Annotated in this window: 13 protein-coding genes and 3 pseudogenes; 8 read left to right on the forward strand and 8 right to left on the reverse strand. The window is 69.1% G+C overall.

The genetic code is table 11. The annotated features are described in order from the left end of the window. Position 1 precedes the first annotated feature (1 nt). On the reverse strand, positions 2-856 hold the full coding sequence (locus HK415_RS12885) for a lysozyme family protein (RefSeq protein ID WP_171559842.1): 855 nt from the start codon (positions 854-856) through the stop codon (positions 2-4). A gap of 289 nt (positions 857-1,145) precedes the next feature. Here HK415_RS12885 and HK415_RS12890 point away from each other — a divergent pair, with 289 nt between their 5' ends. Further along, a complete protein-coding gene (locus HK415_RS12890; protein WP_171559844.1) occupies positions 1,146-1,754 on the forward strand; it encodes a GntR family transcriptional regulator in 609 nt (202 codons plus the stop codon). A gap of 11 nt (positions 1,755-1,765) precedes the next feature. Next, positions 1,766-2,272, forward strand: coding sequence for an OsmC family protein (locus HK415_RS12895; protein WP_171559846.1), 507 nt, complete (start codon positions 1,766-1,768; stop codon positions 2,270-2,272). A 32-nt stretch (positions 2,273-2,304) separates the two neighbouring features. On the opposite strand, the gene HK415_RS12900 is transcribed toward HK415_RS12895, so the two are convergent. The 5 genes and pseudogenes from HK415_RS12900 to HK415_RS27565 form a co-directional block, all read right to left on the reverse strand. After that, complete coding sequence (locus HK415_RS12900) at positions 2,305-4,404, reverse strand: DUF1631 family protein (RefSeq protein ID WP_171559848.1); 2,100 nt, start codon at positions 4,402-4,404, stop codon at positions 2,305-2,307. A 45-nt stretch (positions 4,405-4,449) separates the two neighbouring features. Further along, positions 4,450-6,114: an energy-dependent translational throttle protein EttA gene (gene ettA / locus HK415_RS12905; RefSeq protein WP_171559852.1), complete on the reverse strand. Its 1,665-nt coding sequence runs from the start codon at positions 6,112-6,114 to the stop codon at positions 4,450-4,452. Between the two features lie 684 nt (positions 6,115-6,798). Further along, a pseudogene (locus tag HK415_RS27555) lies at positions 6,799-7,014 on the reverse strand (hypothetical protein); the annotation flags it as partial. Positions 7,015-7,211: 197 nt separating this feature from the next. Beyond that, positions 7,212-7,613 (reverse strand): annotated as a pseudogene (locus HK415_RS27560) (hypothetical protein); the annotation flags it as partial. Continuing rightward, on the reverse strand, positions 7,592-8,419 hold the full coding sequence (locus HK415_RS27565) for a DUF1631 family protein (protein ID WP_171559857.1): 828 nt from the start codon (positions 8,417-8,419) through the stop codon (positions 7,592-7,594). The gene HK415_RS27565 and the pseudogene HK415_RS27560, both read right to left, overlap by 22 nt. A gap of 334 nt (positions 8,420-8,753) precedes the next feature. Here HK415_RS27565 and HK415_RS12925 point away from each other — a divergent pair, with 334 nt between their 5' ends. Together HK415_RS12925 and HK415_RS12930 are read left to right on the forward strand one after the other, a co-directional pair. Continuing rightward, positions 8,754-10,511 carry a DEAD/DEAH box helicase gene (locus tag HK415_RS12925; protein WP_171559859.1) on the forward strand — a complete coding sequence of 586 codons (1,758 nt, stop codon included), beginning with the start codon at positions 8,754-8,756 and terminating at the stop codon, positions 10,509-10,511. A gap of 214 nt (positions 10,512-10,725) precedes the next feature. After that, positions 10,726-11,190, forward strand: a complete 465-nt coding sequence (locus HK415_RS12930; RefSeq protein ID WP_309246684.1) for a Rossmann-fold NAD(P)-binding domain-containing protein — start codon at positions 10,726-10,728, stop codon at positions 11,188-11,190. Here the strand turns inward: HK415_RS12930 and HK415_RS12935 are convergent. Further along, positions 11,183-11,965, reverse strand: a complete 783-nt coding sequence (locus tag HK415_RS12935) for a transglutaminase-like domain-containing protein (RefSeq protein WP_171559861.1) — start codon at positions 11,963-11,965, stop codon at positions 11,183-11,185. The two genes, HK415_RS12930 and HK415_RS12935, sit on opposite strands and share 8 nt — an antisense overlap. Before the next feature lie 112 nt (positions 11,966-12,077). Further along, positions 12,078-12,863, reverse strand: coding sequence for a FadR/GntR family transcriptional regulator (locus HK415_RS12940; protein ID WP_171559864.1), 786 nt, complete (start codon positions 12,861-12,863; stop codon positions 12,078-12,080). A 166-nt stretch (positions 12,864-13,029) separates the two neighbouring features. Between HK415_RS12940 and HK415_RS12945 the strand changes: the two genes are divergently transcribed. The 4 genes and pseudogenes from HK415_RS12945 (at position 13,030) to HK415_RS12960 (ending at position 17,308) form a co-directional block, all read left to right on the forward strand. Next, positions 13,030-14,109, forward strand: a complete 1,080-nt coding sequence (locus tag HK415_RS12945) for an ABC transporter ATP-binding protein (protein WP_171559866.1) — start codon at positions 13,030-13,032, stop codon at positions 14,107-14,109. Between the two features lie 56 nt (positions 14,110-14,165). Then, a complete protein-coding gene (locus HK415_RS12950; protein WP_171559868.1) occupies positions 14,166-15,476 on the forward strand; it encodes an ABC transporter substrate-binding protein in 1,311 nt (436 codons plus the stop codon). A 61-nt stretch (positions 15,477-15,537) separates the two neighbouring features. Then, positions 15,538-16,439 (forward strand): annotated as a pseudogene (locus HK415_RS12955) (carbohydrate ABC transporter permease). Further along, positions 16,436-17,308: a carbohydrate ABC transporter permease gene (locus tag HK415_RS12960; protein WP_171559871.1), complete on the forward strand. Its 873-nt coding sequence runs from the start codon at positions 16,436-16,438 to the stop codon at positions 17,306-17,308. The pseudogene HK415_RS12955 and the gene HK415_RS12960 overlap by 4 nt, the downstream one beginning before the upstream one ends.

Below are 17,308 nucleotides of genomic sequence, written 5' to 3' on the forward strand. Positions count from 1 at the left end.
CTTAGCTGCGGCCGCCCTGGAAGGACGCGGTCATCATGCCGGGCTGGCCGACGCGGGCCTTCACCTGCTGCAGCTGGGACTCCAGTTCCGCCGCCTCGCGCGCGCCGACGCGCGCGTTGGCGATGTGGCGGCGCGTTTCCACCGGCAGCTTGGCGGTGTTGAGGCCGTTCCAGGTGTTGCGGCCCTTGGTGGACAGGTTGTAGTAGATCGAGACGCCTTCGCGCAGCTTGACGGCGTGCTGCTCGGGCGACAGTTTCAGGTCGGCGATGCGCCTGGCGCTCCACTTCGCCGCATCCTTCAGGTGGACGGCAGCGGCGTGCACGGCCTGGACCGGGTCGGTCGGGTCCGCGAGGCCCACGGCCCTGGCGGTGGCCGGCTCGAACTGCGCGATGCCGAGGTTGGGCGTGCCGTCCTTGCTGGCGCCCATGCGCGGGATCCACGAGGTCTCGGCATTGATGATGCCGTACACGTCGCGGTAGCTCAGGCCCACTTCCTCGAGGCCGGCGCGCTGCGCGGCCGACTGCGCCAGCAGCAGGCGCGATTCGGGATCGGGAGTCTTCAGCACGCTGCCGGCGTAGCGCACGGGCAGCCAGTTCAGCTTGCTGCGCAGCTGCTCGTAGTACGAGAGGTCCATGCGGAACGGGGACTTCGCGGCCGCGGCAGGATTCGTCGCGATGGCGATCTGCGGCTGGGGTTGCGGCTCCGCCACCTTGCCCGCGTGGACGCGCCTGGCAAGGGTGTCGGACGTAGGCGCCGGCAGCGTGCCCATCGACCCCGTGAGGCCGATGGCGACGAGGCCGGCGAGCATCACGACGTTGTGAACGGAGGCCACGTGCGAGGCAATGCGCTCTTTCATCCCTGGAGTCCCCTGCTTGAAATTGCGAACAAGACCAATTGACAGGCCGTGTCGGAGGAAGTTCGGGCTGTTACAGCGTCTCGTCCTACATTGCGTGTAGGCGTGAAAAACTCATGGGCTGCGCGCGTTGCGCGAGAGGAACTCGTGAATATTCACCCGCCGCGACCATGCAGGTGAAGCAGGCTCTGCCGTGTTGCAAAGGTGCCTCAGCGGCCTTGTGGCTCAACTTGTATACACGTATAAACCGGGCATGCCTGCCTCGTCGATTGCCCAGACCACCTCGTCCGCCGTGACCCAGCTGCTGAGGCAGTCGCTCGATCGCGGCCGCTGGGCTTCTGGCGCGCCGCTGAGGCAGGAGGAGATCGCGGCAGAGTTCGGCGTGAGCCGCGTGCCCGTGCGCGAGGCGCTGTTCCAGCTGCAGGCGGAGGGCCTTGTGCGCATGGTCCCCAACAAGGGCATGTACGTGCGCACGGCCAGCGCCGCCGACCTGCGCGAATGGTTCCGCCTGCGCCTGCTGATCGAAAGCGACGTGCTGGCGGAAGCGGTGCCGCGGCACACGGCCGAAACCATCAACCGCGTGGAGACGGTGCAGGCGGCGCTGGACAAGGCACATGCGGTGGCCGACTGGATCGCCGGCGACCGCGAGTTCCACGAGGCGCTGTACGCGCCCGCCCAGCGGCCCGAGTCCATGGCGATCGTGCGCCGGCTGCGCCACCTGGTGGACCGCTTCTACTTCGCGCGCATGAAGCCGGGCGCGCGAGCGCAGGGCTGGCACGAGGAGCACCATGCGCTGGTGCGCGCGGTCAAGCGGCGCGATGCGAAGGCGGCCGTGAAGGTGCTGCAGACCCACCTGGCGGAAACCGAGCGCAGCGCGCTGGCCGCGCTCGCGAAATCATGAAGGAGAGCGGCATGGCCACCTACGGCTGCACCATCGAATGGTCACGCGGCGGCGAAGCGTTCAGCGACCGCAAGTACAGCCGCGCGCACCACTGGCGCTTCGACGGCGGTGCCGTGGTACCGGGATCGAGCTCACCGCATTCGGTGCGGCCGCCCTACTCCGACCCATCGGCCGTGGACCCCGAGGAAGCGCTGGTGGCCGCCGTCTCGAGCTGCCACATGCTGTGGTTCCTCTCGCTGGCCGCGGAACAGGGTTACGTGATCGACAGCTACACCGACGCCGCGGAAGGCCACATGGCGCGCTTCGCCGACGGCCGCCAGGGCATCACCGAGATCGTGCTGCGGCCGCAGGTGGTGGTCTCGGGTCCGGCCGCACCCGACGACGCCGCCATCGATGCGCTGCACCACTCCGCGCACGGGCACTGCTTCATCGCCAACTCGATCCGCAGCGAAGTGCACGTGGAGGAAGCTGGCGGCACGCCGCCAGCTAGCGATGGCACGCGGGGGTCGCCAGCATGACCACGTGCATGTCGCCGAACCCCGACCCACCTTCACAGGCTCGAGCTGTTCCGCCAGGCCGCCCGCGCGACGGCATCGAGCGCGCCGTCCACCACCGGGTGCGCGGAGACCAGGCGCAGGGAGCCCTGGCCCAGCATGCCGTTCAACTTGCGGCGCGTCATCGAGCGCGTGGAGCCGCTGGCGTGCGTGAACATGAACAGCAGGCCGTGCGGGCTGGCCCAGGTGAGCTGCCAGCGTTCCCAGCCGTCGCCCTGCAGGTCCACGTACGCGCCGACCTCCAGTTCCTGCGGCGGCAGCGTGTCGGGCTGCGAGGCGGGGGCGCCCAGCGGGATGGCCGAATCCGGCACGAAGCCCGACTCGTGCATTTCCAGCGGCGCCAGCCAGGTGTTCACGCGCTCCGGCGGCGGCTCGTGGTCCGCCGGCCGCAGCGCGCTGCCGGTGGCGGTGGACAGCGCGAGGTCGCGCAGCGCGGACAGCAGGTTCTGCCAGCGGTCGGTGTCGGCCGGCAGGTGGTCGATGCTGGAGAGCCCCTCGTCGATGCGTGCCACCAGCGTGCGCTGGTGCGCGGCCACGCGCGCGGCCAGCGGAGGCTGCACGCTCCACAGCACCGTCTGGACCACCCACCCGTAGCCCCAGGGATCCTCGGCGCCCGTGGTGTCGGCCAGTCGCGCCTGCGCCATCACCTGCGCCCAGGGGCCGGTGAGGAAGGCCAGCGCCTCGGGTGGCGCGGAAGCCGCGTCGGGCCGCTCCAGGATCTGCCGGGCCAGCCGCTCGGCCAGCAGGTTGCGCTGCTCGGCGCGCATCAGCGCCCGCACCGCGCGCTCGCGGTTGCGCCGGCCGCGCGGCTGCGCCTCGTCCCAGGCCTCCTGCAGCGCATGCAGCGCGATCTCGAAGCTCTCCGGCCCGGTGCCGCCCGCATCCAGCAGCGCATCGGTGGCCTGCTGCAGGACGTCCATGAAGGTGCCGAAGCCGGGGTCGTCCGCCGAACTCCAGGCCAGGCTGCGCTGCGTGATCTGCTCCAGCACCTGGCGGGCGGGATGCTCGCGATCGCTGAAGAAGCGGGGATCGACCAGCGCCAGCCGCAGCAGCGCCGGCTCCAGGTCGCGCACGATGCCGCGCACGCCGGGCAGCAGCCGCGGGTCGGCCGAGAGGTTGTCGACCATCAGGTGGACGACCTCCAGGCCGAGCGCCTGCGAGGGCCGCTTGGCTTCCTGACGCAGCGCTTCGCGGAAGCTTTCCAGGCTGTCGCGCCCCCGCCCCGGCATGGCGGCCTGGCGCTGGCGCAGCTGCAGCAGCAGCTGGTCCACCTTGCGCATGTCCTGCACCATCTCCAGCGCCGAAGGCACCGTGTGCGAGAAGTCGCTCTCGCTGAAGATGACGACCGATTCGTTGGCGTCGTCCGCGGACTGCGCGGACAGCAGCTTGCGCAGTTCGCGGATCGTGAGCTGCGTCGCCTGGTCCCGTGCCTCCTGCGGCACGCCGTCGTCCATCCCCACCAGGCCGTCCTCCTGCGAAGCGGCGGCGGCCGGTTGCAGGCGCTGGGCCATCGCGGCATAGGACTGCGCGAGTTCCTCGGCCATCAACGGCGGCAGGTAGCGCAGCCAGCGGCGCCGCACGGCCGGCGAGACCGGGCTCTGGCGCGCCAGGCGGTAGATGCTGCGCACGTAGACCTCGGGGCGCAGCGGGTGGCGGTGCATCCCGCCGGCCGGCGTCAGCCCGGCGGCGGCCAGCGTGGCTTCCAGCTTTTCCAGCTGCGGCCGCACGGCCGCTTCCAGCTCGCGCGCGCCGTGCACCAGGTCGGCGTTCTCCTGCAGCTGTTCGTCGCCGAGCAGCTGGAGCGAATCGAAGCTGAGGGAGGAGCCGCGGTCGCCGGCGATCGCCTGCGCGAATTCGGCGAGCAGCGCCTGCGGGAAGGCGCCGGTCAGCGCCTGCTGCTGTTCCTTCAGGACACCCGCGGCTTCCAGCAGCAGGTTGCGGTCCACCACGTCCGACACGCGGGCCGCGGTACCAGGCAACTCGCGCAGGGCGCGCGACAGCGTGGCCTGCATCAGTTCCGCGCCGGCGACGGCGGCGTCCTTGATGCAGGCACGATAGAGCGACTGGTACTGCGGTTGTTGCGTGGTGCCGCTCATTGCGGCCCGCCTCCTCGTTTGGTATCGGCGCCCGCAGGCGCGAACTTACTTCAGCGCTTTATAGCGCACCCGGTGCGGTCTTGCACCTTCCTCGCCCAGGCGCTTGCGCTTGTCGGCTTCGTATTCCTGGTAGTTGCCGTCGAAGAACACCCACTTGCCCTCGTCTTCCGCGGCCAGGATGTGGGTGGCGATGCGGTCCAGGAACCAGCGGTCGTGGCTGATCACCATCACGCTGCCCGCGAATTCCAGCAGCGCGTCTTCCAGCGCCCGCAGGGTTTCCACGTCCAGGTCGTTGGACGGTTCGTCCAGCAGCAGCACGTTGCCGCCCTGCAGCAGCGTCTTGGCCAGGTGCAGGCGCCCGCGCTCGCCGCCGGAGAGCAGGCCGACCTTCTTCTGCTGGTCGCCGCCGTTGAAGTTGAAGCGGCCGCAGTAGGCGCGGCTGGGCATGGTGAACTTGCCGATCTGGATCAGGTCGAGGCCGCCGGAGACGTCCTCCCACACGGTCTTGTCGTTGGCCAGTTCGTCGCGGTGCTGGTCGACGAAGGCCATCTGCACGGTCTTGCCGATCTTCACCTCGCCCGCGTCCGGCTTCTCCTTGCCCGCGATCATCTTGAACAGCGTGGACTTGCCGGCGCCGTTGGGGCCGATGATGCCGACGATGGCGCCCGCGGGCACCTTGAAGCTCAGGTTGTCGATCAGCATGCGGTCGCCGAAGGACTTGGACACGTTCACGAACTCGATCACCTCGTGGCCCAGGCGCTCGCCCACCGGGATGAAGATCTCGTTGGTCTCGTTGCGCTTCTGGTATTCGTAGTCGGACAGTTCCTCGAAGCGCGCCAGGCGCGCCTTGCTCTTGGCCTGCCGGCCCTTGGGATTGGAGCGCGCCCACTCCAGTTCCTTCTTCATCGCCTTGGTGCGGGCGTCCTCGGTGCGCTGCTCGGACTCCAGGCGCGCTTCCTTCTGCTCCAGCCAGGTGGAGTAGTTGCCCTTGTACGGAATGCCGCGGCCGCGGTCCAGTTCCAGGATCCACTCGGCGGCGTTGTCCAGGAAGTAGCGGTCGTGGGTGATGCCCACCACGGTGCCCGGGAAGCGCGCGAGGAACTGCTCCAGCCACTCCACCGATTCGGCGTCCAGGTGGTTGGTGGGTTCGTCCAGCAGCAGCATGTCGGGCTTGGACAGCAGCAGGCGGCACAGCGCCACGCGGCGCTTCTCGCCACCCGACAGGTTCCTGATCATCGCGTCCCAGGGCGGCAGGCGCAGTGCGTCGGCCGCGATTTCCAGCTGGTGCTCGGTGTCGTCGGCGCCGGCGGCCGCGATGATCGCCTCCAGCCGGCCCTGCTCCTCCGACAGCTTGTCGAAATCGGCATCGGGCTCGGCGTAGGCGGCGTAGATCTCTTCCAGGCGCGCCTTGGCGGTCAGCACCTCGCCCATGCCGCCTTCGACGGCCTGGCGCACGGTCTCATCGGGATTGAGCTGCGGCTCCTGCGGCAGGTAGCCGATCTTGATGCCCGGCATCGGGATCGCCTCGCCCTCGATCTCCTTGTCGAGGCCGGCCATGATCTTCAGCAGGGTGGACTTGCCGGAACCGTTCAGGCCCAGGACGCCGATCTTGGCCCCGGGGAAGAAGCTGAGCGAGATGTCTTTCAGGATCTGCCGCTTCGGCGGCACGATCTTGCCGACGCGGTTCATGGTGTAGACGTACTGGGCCATAGGACTTTGCTGCGGGAAACCGTCGATTATCCCGCATGACGAAATCCCGCGCGCGCGCGGCTTCGTCAGGCCTTCTTGCCGATGCTGTTCTTCAGGGCCGCGCGGGCCACGTGGTCCAGGGCTTCGTCCACCACCGGGCGGTCGGCGACGATGCGCACGTGGTCGCTGGCGCGCAGCTTGTCCAGCGTGCGGCGCGACATCGAGTGGGCGGCGCCGCCCACCGAGGTGAACATGAACAGGGTGGCCATCGGGCTGCACCAGGTGAGCTGCGCGCGCACCCATTCGCCCTTGATCTGGATCTCCACCCAGGTGCCCACCTTCAGGTCCTCGATCCGGGCGGCCGCCCGGTTCCGCGGCCTCTTCGGCCTTGGCCGCCTCGCTGCCGGCTGCCGCCGCGGGGGCCGGCTCATCCGCCTGCGGGGCGGCCTCGGGCGAAGCTACGTGTTCGACGTCGGTGTCCAGGCCCGGGAAGTCGACGTAGCCCGACTCCTGCACCTCCACGCCGTCGAGCCACATCTCGACCTGGCTGTCGGTGAACTTCGATTCCTCTTCCCAGGCCTCGTCGGCCGCCTTCTGCACCGCCTCGTCGCGGCCTTCCTGCACCGCCGCCTTGTGCAGCGTGATCAGGTGGTCGAAGAAGCGCTGCGTCATCTCGGGCGGGTAGCCGATGCCCTGAAGGCCCTCGCGCATGCGCTGCAGCAGCCCGGGGATCATCTGCACCAGGCGGCGCGCGCGGCCGCGCTGCGCCGTGGACTTCTGCACGCTCCACACCAGGTCGTCGACCAGCGCGCGGTAGCCGTGCGGGTCGGCCTCGCCGTCCTCGCAACTGAGCTGCGCCTCGGCCACCACCTGGGCCCAGGCATTGCGCAGGAAGTCGCGCACGAAATCGGCGACGTCCATGCCTTGCAGCAGCTCAGGAATTCGGCGGCCAGCTTCTGCGCGAGCAGGTTGCGCTGTTCCGCGTGCAGCAGGGCCTTGGCGGCTTCCGCGCGCTTCTGCTTGCTACCCTGGTCCTGGTCCTTCCACTGCTCCTGCAGGTGGCCCAGCAGCTCGCGGAAGGTGTCGGCGTCCACCACCTTGCTTTCCAGCCACTGCGAGGCGGACTCCACCGACTTCATGAAGCGGTCGAAGCCCGGGTCGGTCTCGGCCTGGAAGGCCAGGCTGCGCTGCGTGATGCGATCCAGCACCTGGCGCGCCGGGTGGGTGCGGTCGCTGAAGAAGCGCGAGTCTTCCTTGGCCAGCCGGTGCACGGCACCCTGCATGGCCTTGAGCTGGCGCTTGAGCGGCGTGAGCAGGCGGCGGTCCTCGGCGAGGTGGTCGAACATCATCTGCACCACTTCCTCGCCCAGCTGCTCGCCGATGCGCGACGGCACCGTGGCGGGCGTGCCGACACCGGCCAGCATGTCGACCGGCTCGGCCGGCGCGGCAGTGGCCTTGGGACGCTTTTCCAGCCGCTTGACCAGTTCGTCGGTCTTCTTCAGGTCCTGCAGCAGCGCCATGGAGGCCGGCACCGTGTGCAGGAACTCCGCCTTGCGCGGCTGGTCCAGGTCGCCCACCAGCAGCTTGCGCAGCCGGTCCAGCGTGAGCAGGGTCTTGGCCGCGGTGTCCGTGACGGGCTTGCCGCCGGCACCGGAGCCCTTGCCGACCCGGCCCCCAGGGGAACGGCCGGCTCGACGCCCGTGGAGCGCAGCCAGTCGGTCATCTCGCGGTACAGCCGCCGCAGGTTCACGCCCAGCAGTCCGGCCGCGGGGGTGATGATCGCCTCGCGCGCCTCGGCATCCGTGACGTGCTGCTGCAGTGCGAACTGCAGCGCCTTCACGAACACGTCCGGCCGCACCGGGTTCAGACCGGGCTGGATGGTGCGCCATCCGAGCATGGTGCTGATCAGGGCATCGAGCGCCGGCAGCGCGTCGTCCACGGCCATGGCCACTTCCTGCTGCGCGCGCGCCAGCTCGATGCTCTGGTCCAGCTTGTCGTCGCCGAACAGCTGCAGGTCCTCGTAGCGCAGGACCTCGGTGGTGGTCTGGTCCTTGCCGCCGCCCTCGTACACCAGGCGGGTCAGCTCGGTCACGAAGTGGGCCTTGACCGCGTCCGCTTCCTCGTGCAGCCCGATGATCGCGTTGCGCACGTTGGGCAGCTGGAAGGCCACCACCCGCTTGCCGCCGGTGGCCAGGGCGCCGTCCTCCAGCCCCTGCAGCACCTGGCCGAACAGGGTCTCGGACTGTTTCAGCATGGCCGCCATGCAGTCGCTCAGCGAAGGCTGCAACTGGGTAGGGTCGTCCGCGACGCCCAGGCGGAGCTTCATGGTCGTTGCCATTGGTACTTTGTGTTCAGCCCATTATGGGTGAGGCTCAGGCGTGCGCCAATTTTTGACAGGACGGGTGACACTTTGCGCGCGACGGCCGGTACGGAGGAACAACACGAACGGCGGCCGCGGCACGAAGCGCCCGGACGTGCGACAATGCGGCTTCTCGCGGCCTCCAGTTGCCCGCGAGCTCAGCGAATCCTCGCTGGGGACGACGCAGGCCCCGCGCCCGCAGGCTCCCGACCCCTGAACCTCATCAGCCCTTGACTGGATCCGGCCCGCGTGGCCCGGAACGGCCGATGCCCCCGCGCCCGGGAAGGCGCTTATTTGCCCCATGAATTTTGACGAACTGAATCTCGCCCCTGCCATCCTGAAGGCCGTTCGCGAGCAAGGCTACGACACCCCCACCCCCATCCAGGCCCAGGCCATCCCGGCCGTCCTCGAAGGCCATGACCTCCTCGCCGGCGCCCAGACCGGCACCGGCAAGACGGCGGCCTTCACGCTGCCCATGCTGCACAAGCTGACCCACGGCAAGAGCAGGAAGAACAAGTTCGGCAAGGACGGCATCGCCGCCCTGGTGCTGACGCCGACGCGTGAGCTCGCCGCGCAGGTGGAGGAGTCCATCCGCACCTACGGGAAGTACCTGCCGCTGACCTCCACGGTCATCTTCGGCGGCGTGGGCATGAACCCGCAGATCGACCGCATCCGCGGCGGCGTCGACATCCTCGTGGCAACGCCGGGTCGCCTGCTCGATCTGCAGCAGCAAGGCCACCTGGACCTGTCCACCGTGGAGATGCTGGTCCTCGACGAAGCCGACCGCATGCTGGACATGGGCTTCCTGCCGGACGTCAAGAAGATCCTGGCGCTGGTGCCCCGCGAGAAGCAGAGCCTGCTGTTCTCGGCCACTTTCAGCGACGAGATCCGCGACCTCGCGCACACGCTGCTGAAGGACCCCAAGAGCATCCAGGTCACGCCGCGCAACACCACCGTGCAGCGCATCGAGCAGACCATCCACCCGGTGGGCCGCGGCAAGAAGAAGGAACTGCTGGCCCACGTGATCCAGGAACACGACTGGTCGCAGGTGCTGGTGTTCACCCGCACCAAGTTCGGCGCCAACAGCGTGGCCGACTTCCTGAACAAGAAGGGCATCACGGCGATGGCCCTGCACGGCAACAAGAGCCAGACGGCGCGCACGCAGGCGCTGGCCGGCTTCAAGAGCGGCGAGATCCGCGCGCTGGTGGCCACCGACATCGCCGCCCGCGGCATCGACATCGACGACCTGCCGCACGTGGTGAACTACGAGATCCCCAACGTGCCGGAAGACTACGTCCACCGCATCGGCCGCACCGGCCGCGCGGGCAAGGAAGGCCAGGCCGTGTCGCTGGTCTGCCTGGACGAAGAGGGCTTCATGCAGGAGATCGAGCGCTTCACCAAGCAGGACATCCCCGCGGTGGTGGTCGAGGGCTTCGGCCCCGAGGCCGGCGAGCAGGCCGAGCCGATCGCCATGGGCCGCCAGGTGCTGTGGGGCGGCAAGGGCCGCCCGCCCTCGCGCGAGGTGCTCAATGCCGCGGCCAAGGCCGCGCGCAGCGAGATGATGCAGCGCATGCGCGAGAACAAGGAAAAGTCCGGCCAGCCCTCGGGCGGGCGCGGCCGCAACGGCAATGCGCAGCGCGGCGAAGGCCAGCAGGCGCGCAACGGCGGCGGCAACGGCCAGCCGGCCCGCAACGGCAACGGCAACGGCAACGGCCAGCAGGCGCGCAACGGCAACGGCGGCCAGAACGGCCGCGGCGGCCGGCCGCCGCAGCCGGCGCGTCCGCCCCAGCAGGCCCGTCCGCCGCAGCAGCCGCGCGAAGCCCGCGTCGAGCGCGACGAGGACGGTGAAGACCGCATGCCGCGCAACGTGGATCCCTTGCGCACCAACATGCCGGGGCGCCGCGACATGACGGGCGTCAAGCGCGTCACCGCCGGCGGCCAGCCGGACCCGACGCGCACCAGCATCGACAGCATGGGCGCGGGCAACGGCCGCCGCGGCGGTGGCGGTGGCGGCGGCAACCGCGGCCGCAGCAACCCCGCGCGCAACTACGGTCGCTGACCCGCGCACCGGTGGACCGGCCCGCTGCCCCGCGCACCCGGACGGCTCTGGTTGCCGGTGCCACGGGCCTCGTCGGCCGGGAGATCCTGAACGGGCTGCTGGCCGATGAAACGGTGGCGGCGGTCCATGCGCTGGCCCGCCGCCCGCTGGAGCTCCGGCACCCCAAGCTGACGACGCACGTCGTCAGCTTTTCAGCGCTGCCTCCCCTCCCCCGGTGGACGAGGTCTACCTGGCTCTCGGGACCACGATCAGGGTGGCGGGGAGCCAGCCGGCTTTCCGGGCCATCGATTTCGATGCCAACCTGGCGGTCGCGGTGGCGGCCCAGGTGGCCGGCGCCCGGCGCCTGGGACTGGTCAGCGCGATGGGTGCGGACTCGCAGTCGCGCATCTTCTACAACCGGGTCAAGGGGGAACTGGAGGCAGCGCTCGACGGCCTCGGCTACGAAGGCGTCGTCATCGCGCGCCCCTCGATCCTCCATGGCGACCGCGACGCGCTCGGCCAGCCCCTGCGCAAGGGCGAGAAGCTGGCGCTGCAGGTGAGCCGCTGGCTGCGGCCCCTGATCCCGGACGACTACCGCGCGATCGCGGCGGCGGACGTGGCCCGGGCGCTGCTGCGCACCGTGCCGGTTGCGCACGGCTCGCAGGTCCTGCCCTCCGGCCGGATGCAGCCGGTCAGTTGAGTTTGCTGGAAGGCGGCTGCGGCTGCGGCAGCGGCCGCATGGTGCCGCTGCGCAGGTTGCGCAGCACCCAGTCCACCATCGGCGCCAGCAGCGTCCAGTGCAGGATGCGCACGGTCGTGTAGTGGCGCCGGAAGGCGCGCGAGCGCATGAAGTCGCGCGCGTCGTGGAACACGCCCAGGTCGCGCACCACCATCAGGTCGCACTCGGTGGGCACGCCGCCGAGGAAGGAATCCTCGTAGCCGTCCCACAGCATGTTGCCGTTGACGTGGATGCCGTAGCCCCATTCCCAGCCCAGGTCGCGCAGGCGCTGGCGCGCCGCCGCCATGCAGGTGGGATCGAAGATGTAGGTGTCGGTGCGCAGCCAGCGGCCATGCAGCCAGATCTCCACGATCGGCCGCGCCGCCTCGCGCAGCCCGGGGGCGATGCCGCGCAGGATCTCGCCGGCCAGGGTGACGTAGCGGATGCGGGCGGGCAGCTGCGCGATGCGCAGCATGGCCACCAGCAGGGTGGCCTTGTCCGGCGCGTCGCCGCGGCCGGCATCGAACACTTCGCGCGCCGTCAGGGCGCGCAGCTTCACCCGGCGGGCGAGCGGCAGCCGCTTGACATGGCCGTAGATCGCGAGCGCCTTCTCGCGCTCGTTCTTGCAAAGCTGGGTGAGCGCATGCACCCGCAGCCGCAGCTTCGGGTCTTCCAGGTCCAGCAGGGCGGACGGCCGCAGCCAGAGCTGCGGGTCGTCGGCCCCGGCGGCCAGGGGCAAACGTGCGGACAAAGCCACGTGAACTACCTTCCCAACTTGTTGCCCGGCACATCGAGGTGCCGATGTATCAAAGTGTAGTACTCATCCGGGGCAAGCCGCTAAGAGAGTGGCCTAATCGTTGCTGGGGGATTCACACCCGCCTCCTTCCACCGGCCGGCGGCCGGCGGACACCGCCGGTCTCCCGCAGCAGGCGGGCGGGCGCGTCCACCCGGGGCAGGCGGCGGCGGCTGGCCAGCACGGCGTCGATGTCGTCGCCGGCGCTGTCGATCAGGCCCAGGATCGCCCGCTCGGCCTTGGCGGGGTTGCGGGCGATCACCGCATCCAGCACCGCCCGGTGCATGGGCAGCGAATTGCGCGGCCCGTCCTTGCGGCTGGTGGAGATCTCGAAGCTGGTGCGCAGCAGCGCCCCTATGGCCTTGCTCATCTGGATCATCATGCGGTTGCCGCAGGCCCGCAGCAGGCCCTGGTGGAAGCGCAGGTCGTGCGTGACGTAGTCGCCGCCCTCCTCGACCGCCAGCCGCATGCCCTGGAAGGCAGCCTCGATGTCCGCGATGTCCTGGGCCGTCGCCCGCTCGGCCGCCATCCGCACCGCCGCCGGCTCGACCACCCGCCGCAGCTCCTGCAGGTCGCGCAGGAATTCGCGCGTGAGGCCGGCGCGGGACTGCCAGGCCACGACGTCCGGGTCGAACCAGTTCCAGTGGTCGGAGGAAAGCACGCGCGTGCCCACCTTGGGGCCGGTGCTCACCAGTCCCTTGCCCACCAGCGACTTCACCGCCTCGCGCACGACCGTGCGGCTGACGCCGAGCTCCGCGCCCAGCAGCGGCTCGGGCGGAATGGTCGCGCCGGCGGCGTAGCGCCCGGAAACGATGGCCTCGCCGAGGTGGTCCACCGTGTTGCCGTACACGTTCTTGATCATGCGGACAGGCCCTCCCGCCCGCCATTCATATGACGATATGACCATAAGCGCAACCGGGCCGACCCGTACTCCGCCCTGTTCCCGGTGCAATGCTGATGACGCGCCATTTCTTTCATGCTACAAGGTCCGTCGCATTGCGCATCATCATCATCATCATCGAGGGACGATGGCCACAGTCGACATCAGAGGGGTGGAGAAGTATTTCGGCACCGCGCGCATCATCCGCGGCGTGGACATCTCCATCGAGGACGGGCAGTTCGCCGTGCTGGTGGGGCCGTCGGGCTGCGGCAAGTCCACGCTGCTGCGCATGCTCGCCGGGCTGGAGGAGATCAGCAAGGGCGAGATCCGCATCGGCGACCGCGTGGTCAACGGCCTGACGCCCAAGGAACGGGACATCGCCATGGTGTTCCAGAACTACGCGCTGTACCCGCACATGACCGTGCGCGACAACATGGCCTTCAGCCTGATGCTGGCCAAGCAGCCGAAGTCGGTGGCCGACGAGCGCGTGCGCAAGGCCGCGGACATCCTCGGGCTGGGCGAGCTGCTCGATCGCTATCCGCGCCAGCTCTCGGGCGGCCAGCGCCAGCGCGTGGCCATGGGACGCTGCATCGTGCGCGATCCGCAGGTCTTCCTGTTCGACGAACCGCTGTCCAACCTGGACGCCAAGCTGCGCGTGCAGATGCGCACCGAGATCAGCGAGCTGCACCAGCGGCTGAAGACGACCTCCGTGTACGTCACGCACGACCAGATCGAGGCCATGACCATGGCCGACAAGATCGTGGTCATGCGCGACGGCCTGGTGGAGCAGACCGGCACGCCGCTGGAGCTCTACGACAACCCGGCCAACCAGTTCGTCGCCGGCTTCATCGGCTCGCCCGCCATGAACTTCCTGCCCGGCGTGCTCCGGCGCGCCAACGGCAGCGCGCGCGTCGAGTTCGGCGACGGCCTGTGGCTGCCGGCGCCGCCCGCCGCCGCCGCGCTGCAGGACGGCCAGGGCGTGGTCTACGGCACCCGTCCCGAGCACATGGAACTGGCCGGCGGCAGCGAGGGCGTGGCCACCGAAGTGGTGGTGGTGGAGCCCACCGGCGCCGACACGCAGGTGTTCACCAAGATCGCCGGCGTGGAGGTCACCAGCGTGTTCCGCGACCGCCACGCCTTCCGGCCCGGCGAAATGATCCGGCTGCGCCCGGACCCCGCCCGCGCCCACCTGTTCGACGCCGCCAGCGGCGTGCGGCTGCTTCCCTGAGGAAGCCGGCCCCGGATCCTGCGTTCCCCCTTTGCGTCAACCAACAGGAGACACCTATGACGAACCGTCGCAAGTTTCTGAACCAGGCATCGGCCGGTGCCGCCGCCGTCTCGCTGCCACTCCTGTGGCCGGCCAGCGCGCAGGCCCAGTGGAACAACACGCCGGAAAAGGGCGCCAAGCTGCGCGTGCTGCGCTGGAAGCGCTTCGTGCAGGGCGACGAGGACGCCTACATCGCCAACGTCAAGAAGTTCACCGCCAAGTACGGCATCGACGTGCGCCTGGACAACGAGGGCTGGGAAGATGTGCGCCCGAAGGCGGCGGTGGCCGCCAACACCGGCGCCGGCCCGGACATCATCCTGTCCACCAACGACGACGCCAACCTCTACCCGGACAAGCTGGTCGACATGACCGACGTGGCCAACTACCTGGGCAAGAAGTACGGCGGCTGGTACCCCGCGGCCGAGGCCTATCTGCGCCCCGATGGCCGCAAGTGGATCGGCGTGCCGCTGGGCGGCACCGGCTCGATGATGGTGTACCGCGACAGCCAGCTGAAGGCGGCCGGCATCAACAGCTTCCCCAAGGACACCGACGGCTTCCTGAAGATGTTCCAGGCGCTCAAGGCCAAGGGCACGCCCGGCGGCATGGCGCTGGGCCACGCCACGGGTGACAGCGGCTGGACGCAATGGCTGATCTGGGCCTTCGGCGCCTCGCTCGTGGACAAGAGCAACAAGGTCGTGATCGACAGCCCGGCGACCATCAAGGCGCTGGAGTACGGCAAGGAGCTGTACGCCAACTTCGTGCCGGGCACGCTGTCCTGGCTGGACCCGAACAACAACAAGGCCTTCCTCGACGGCCAGGTCTCGGTGACCAACAACGGCATCTCGATCTACTACGCCGCCAAGAACTCCACCGACCCCAAGGTCAAGGACATGGTGGCCGACATCCAGCACGCCAACTTCCCGGTCGGCCCGGTGGGAGTGCCGACCGAGTACCACCTGTTCTTCAACCAGATGGTGTTCAAGCACACCAAGTACCCGAAGGCCGCCAAGGAGTTCGTGCGCTTCATGATGGAAGAGGAACAGTACGGTCCCTGGATGCAGGCCGCCGGCGGCTACATCTCGCAGCCCCTGGTGGCCTACGAGAAGAACCCGGTGTGGTCCGCCGACCCGAAGAACACGCCCTACCGCGACGCCGTCAAGAACATGCGGCCCGCGGGCTACGCCGGCAAGCTGGGCTACGCGTCCGCGGGCGCGCTGGCCGACTTCATCGTGCAGGACATGGTGGCCGAGGCGGTGAGCGGCTCCAAGACCCCGCAGGAAGCGGCCAAGCGGGCGCAGCAGCGCGCTGAGCGCTACTACAAGGTCTGAGCGCGTGAAGGCCGACGCCCTGCCAACGCCGGAGGCCGGGCTGCGCACCAGCAGCCCCGGCCTGCTGCACCGCCTGCAGAACAGCCGCAACTTCCTCGGGCTGCTGTTCATGCTGCCCGCGGCGGTGCTGCTGCTGCTGTTCCTGACCTATCCGCTGGGCCTGGGCGTCTGGCTCGGGTTCACGGACGAGAAGGTGGGGCGCGGCGGCGAGTGGGTCGGCCTGTCCAACTACATCTACCTCTGGGGGACAGCGTCACGCGGCTGGCGCTGTTCAACACCCTCTTCTACACGGCGGTCGCCAGCGTCATCAAGTTCGCGCTGGGGCTGTGGCTGGCGATCATCCTGAACGAGCACATCCCGTTCAAGACCTTCTTCCGCACGGTGATCCTGCTGCCCTACATCGTGCCGACGGCGCTGTCCGCCATCGCCTTCTGGTGGATCTACGACTCGCAGTTCTCCATCATCAGCTGGGGGCTGATGAAGATGGGGCTGATCGACAGCTACATCGACTTCCTGGGCGACCCGTGGAACGCGCGGCTGTCCACCATCGTCGCCAACATCTGGCGCGGCGTGCCCTTCGTGGCCATCACGCTGCTGGCCGGCCTGCAGACGATCTCGCCTTCGCTGTACGAAGCGGCGGCCATCGACGGCGCCAGCGGCTGGCAGCGCTTCCGCTTCGTCACCCTGCCCCTGCTCACGCCGATCATCGCGGTGGTGATGACCTTCTCGGTGCTGTTCACGTTCACCGACTTCCAGCTGATCTACGTGCTCACGCGCGGCGGCCCGCTGAATGCCACCCACCTGATGGCGACGCTGTCCTTCCAGCGCGCGATCCCCGGCGGCGCGCTGGGCGAAGGCGCGGCCATCGCGATCGCGATGGTGCCCTTCCTGCTGGCGTCCATCCTCTTCAGCTATTTCGGCCTGCAGCGCCGGGCCTGGCAGCAAGGCGGCAACGACACATGAAAGCCAATTCCGACGACAGCCAGGGCATGCACTACCTGAGCTCGCTGCCCCGCCGGGTCGTGACGCTCTACGTGCCGCTGGCCGCCTTCGTGTTCGTCCTGCTGTTCCCCTTCTACTGGATGGCGGTCACGTCCTTCAAGCCGGACAACGAACTGCTCTCGCGCGACGGCAATCCCTTCTGGGTGATCGCCCCGACGCTGGCGCACTTCAAGAAGCTGCTGTTCAACACCTCCTACCCGGAGTGGCTGTGGAACACGGTGATCATCTCGGTCTCGGCCACCTTCGTGTCGCTGCTGGCGTCGGTGCTGGCGGCCTACGCGATCGAGCGGCTGCGCTTCCGCGGCTCCCGCCACGTGGGGCTGTCGATCTTCCTGGCCTACCTGGTGCCGCCCTCGATCCTGTTCATCCCGCTGGCCACCATCGTGTTCAAGCTGGGCCTGTTCGACACGCGCTGGGCGCTGATCCTCACCTACCCGACCTTCCTGATCCCCTTCTGCACCTGGCTGCTCATGGGCTACTTCCGCTCCATCCCCTTCGAGCTGGAGGAGTGCGCGCTGATCGACGGGGCGACCCGCCTGCAGATCCTGGTGAAGATCATCCTGCCGCTGTCGGTGCCGGGCCTGATCTCCGCCGGCATCTTCGCCTTCACGCTGTCGTGGAACGAGTTCATCTACGCGCTGACCTTCGTGTCGTCCTCGGAGGTGAAGACGGTGCCGGTGGGCGTGGTCACCGAGCTGGTCGAGGGAGACGTTTACCATTGGGGCGCGCTCATGGCCGGGGCCCTGCTGGGCTCGCTGCCGGTGGCCATCATCTATTCGTTCTTCGTCGAGTATTACGTGTCGGGGCTCACCGGCGCGGTCAAGGAATAA

The sequence above is a fragment of the Ramlibacter montanisoli genome, from assembly GCF_013087525.1.
GTDB lineage: Bacteria > Pseudomonadota > Gammaproteobacteria > Burkholderiales > Burkholderiaceae_C > Ramlibacter > Ramlibacter montanisoli.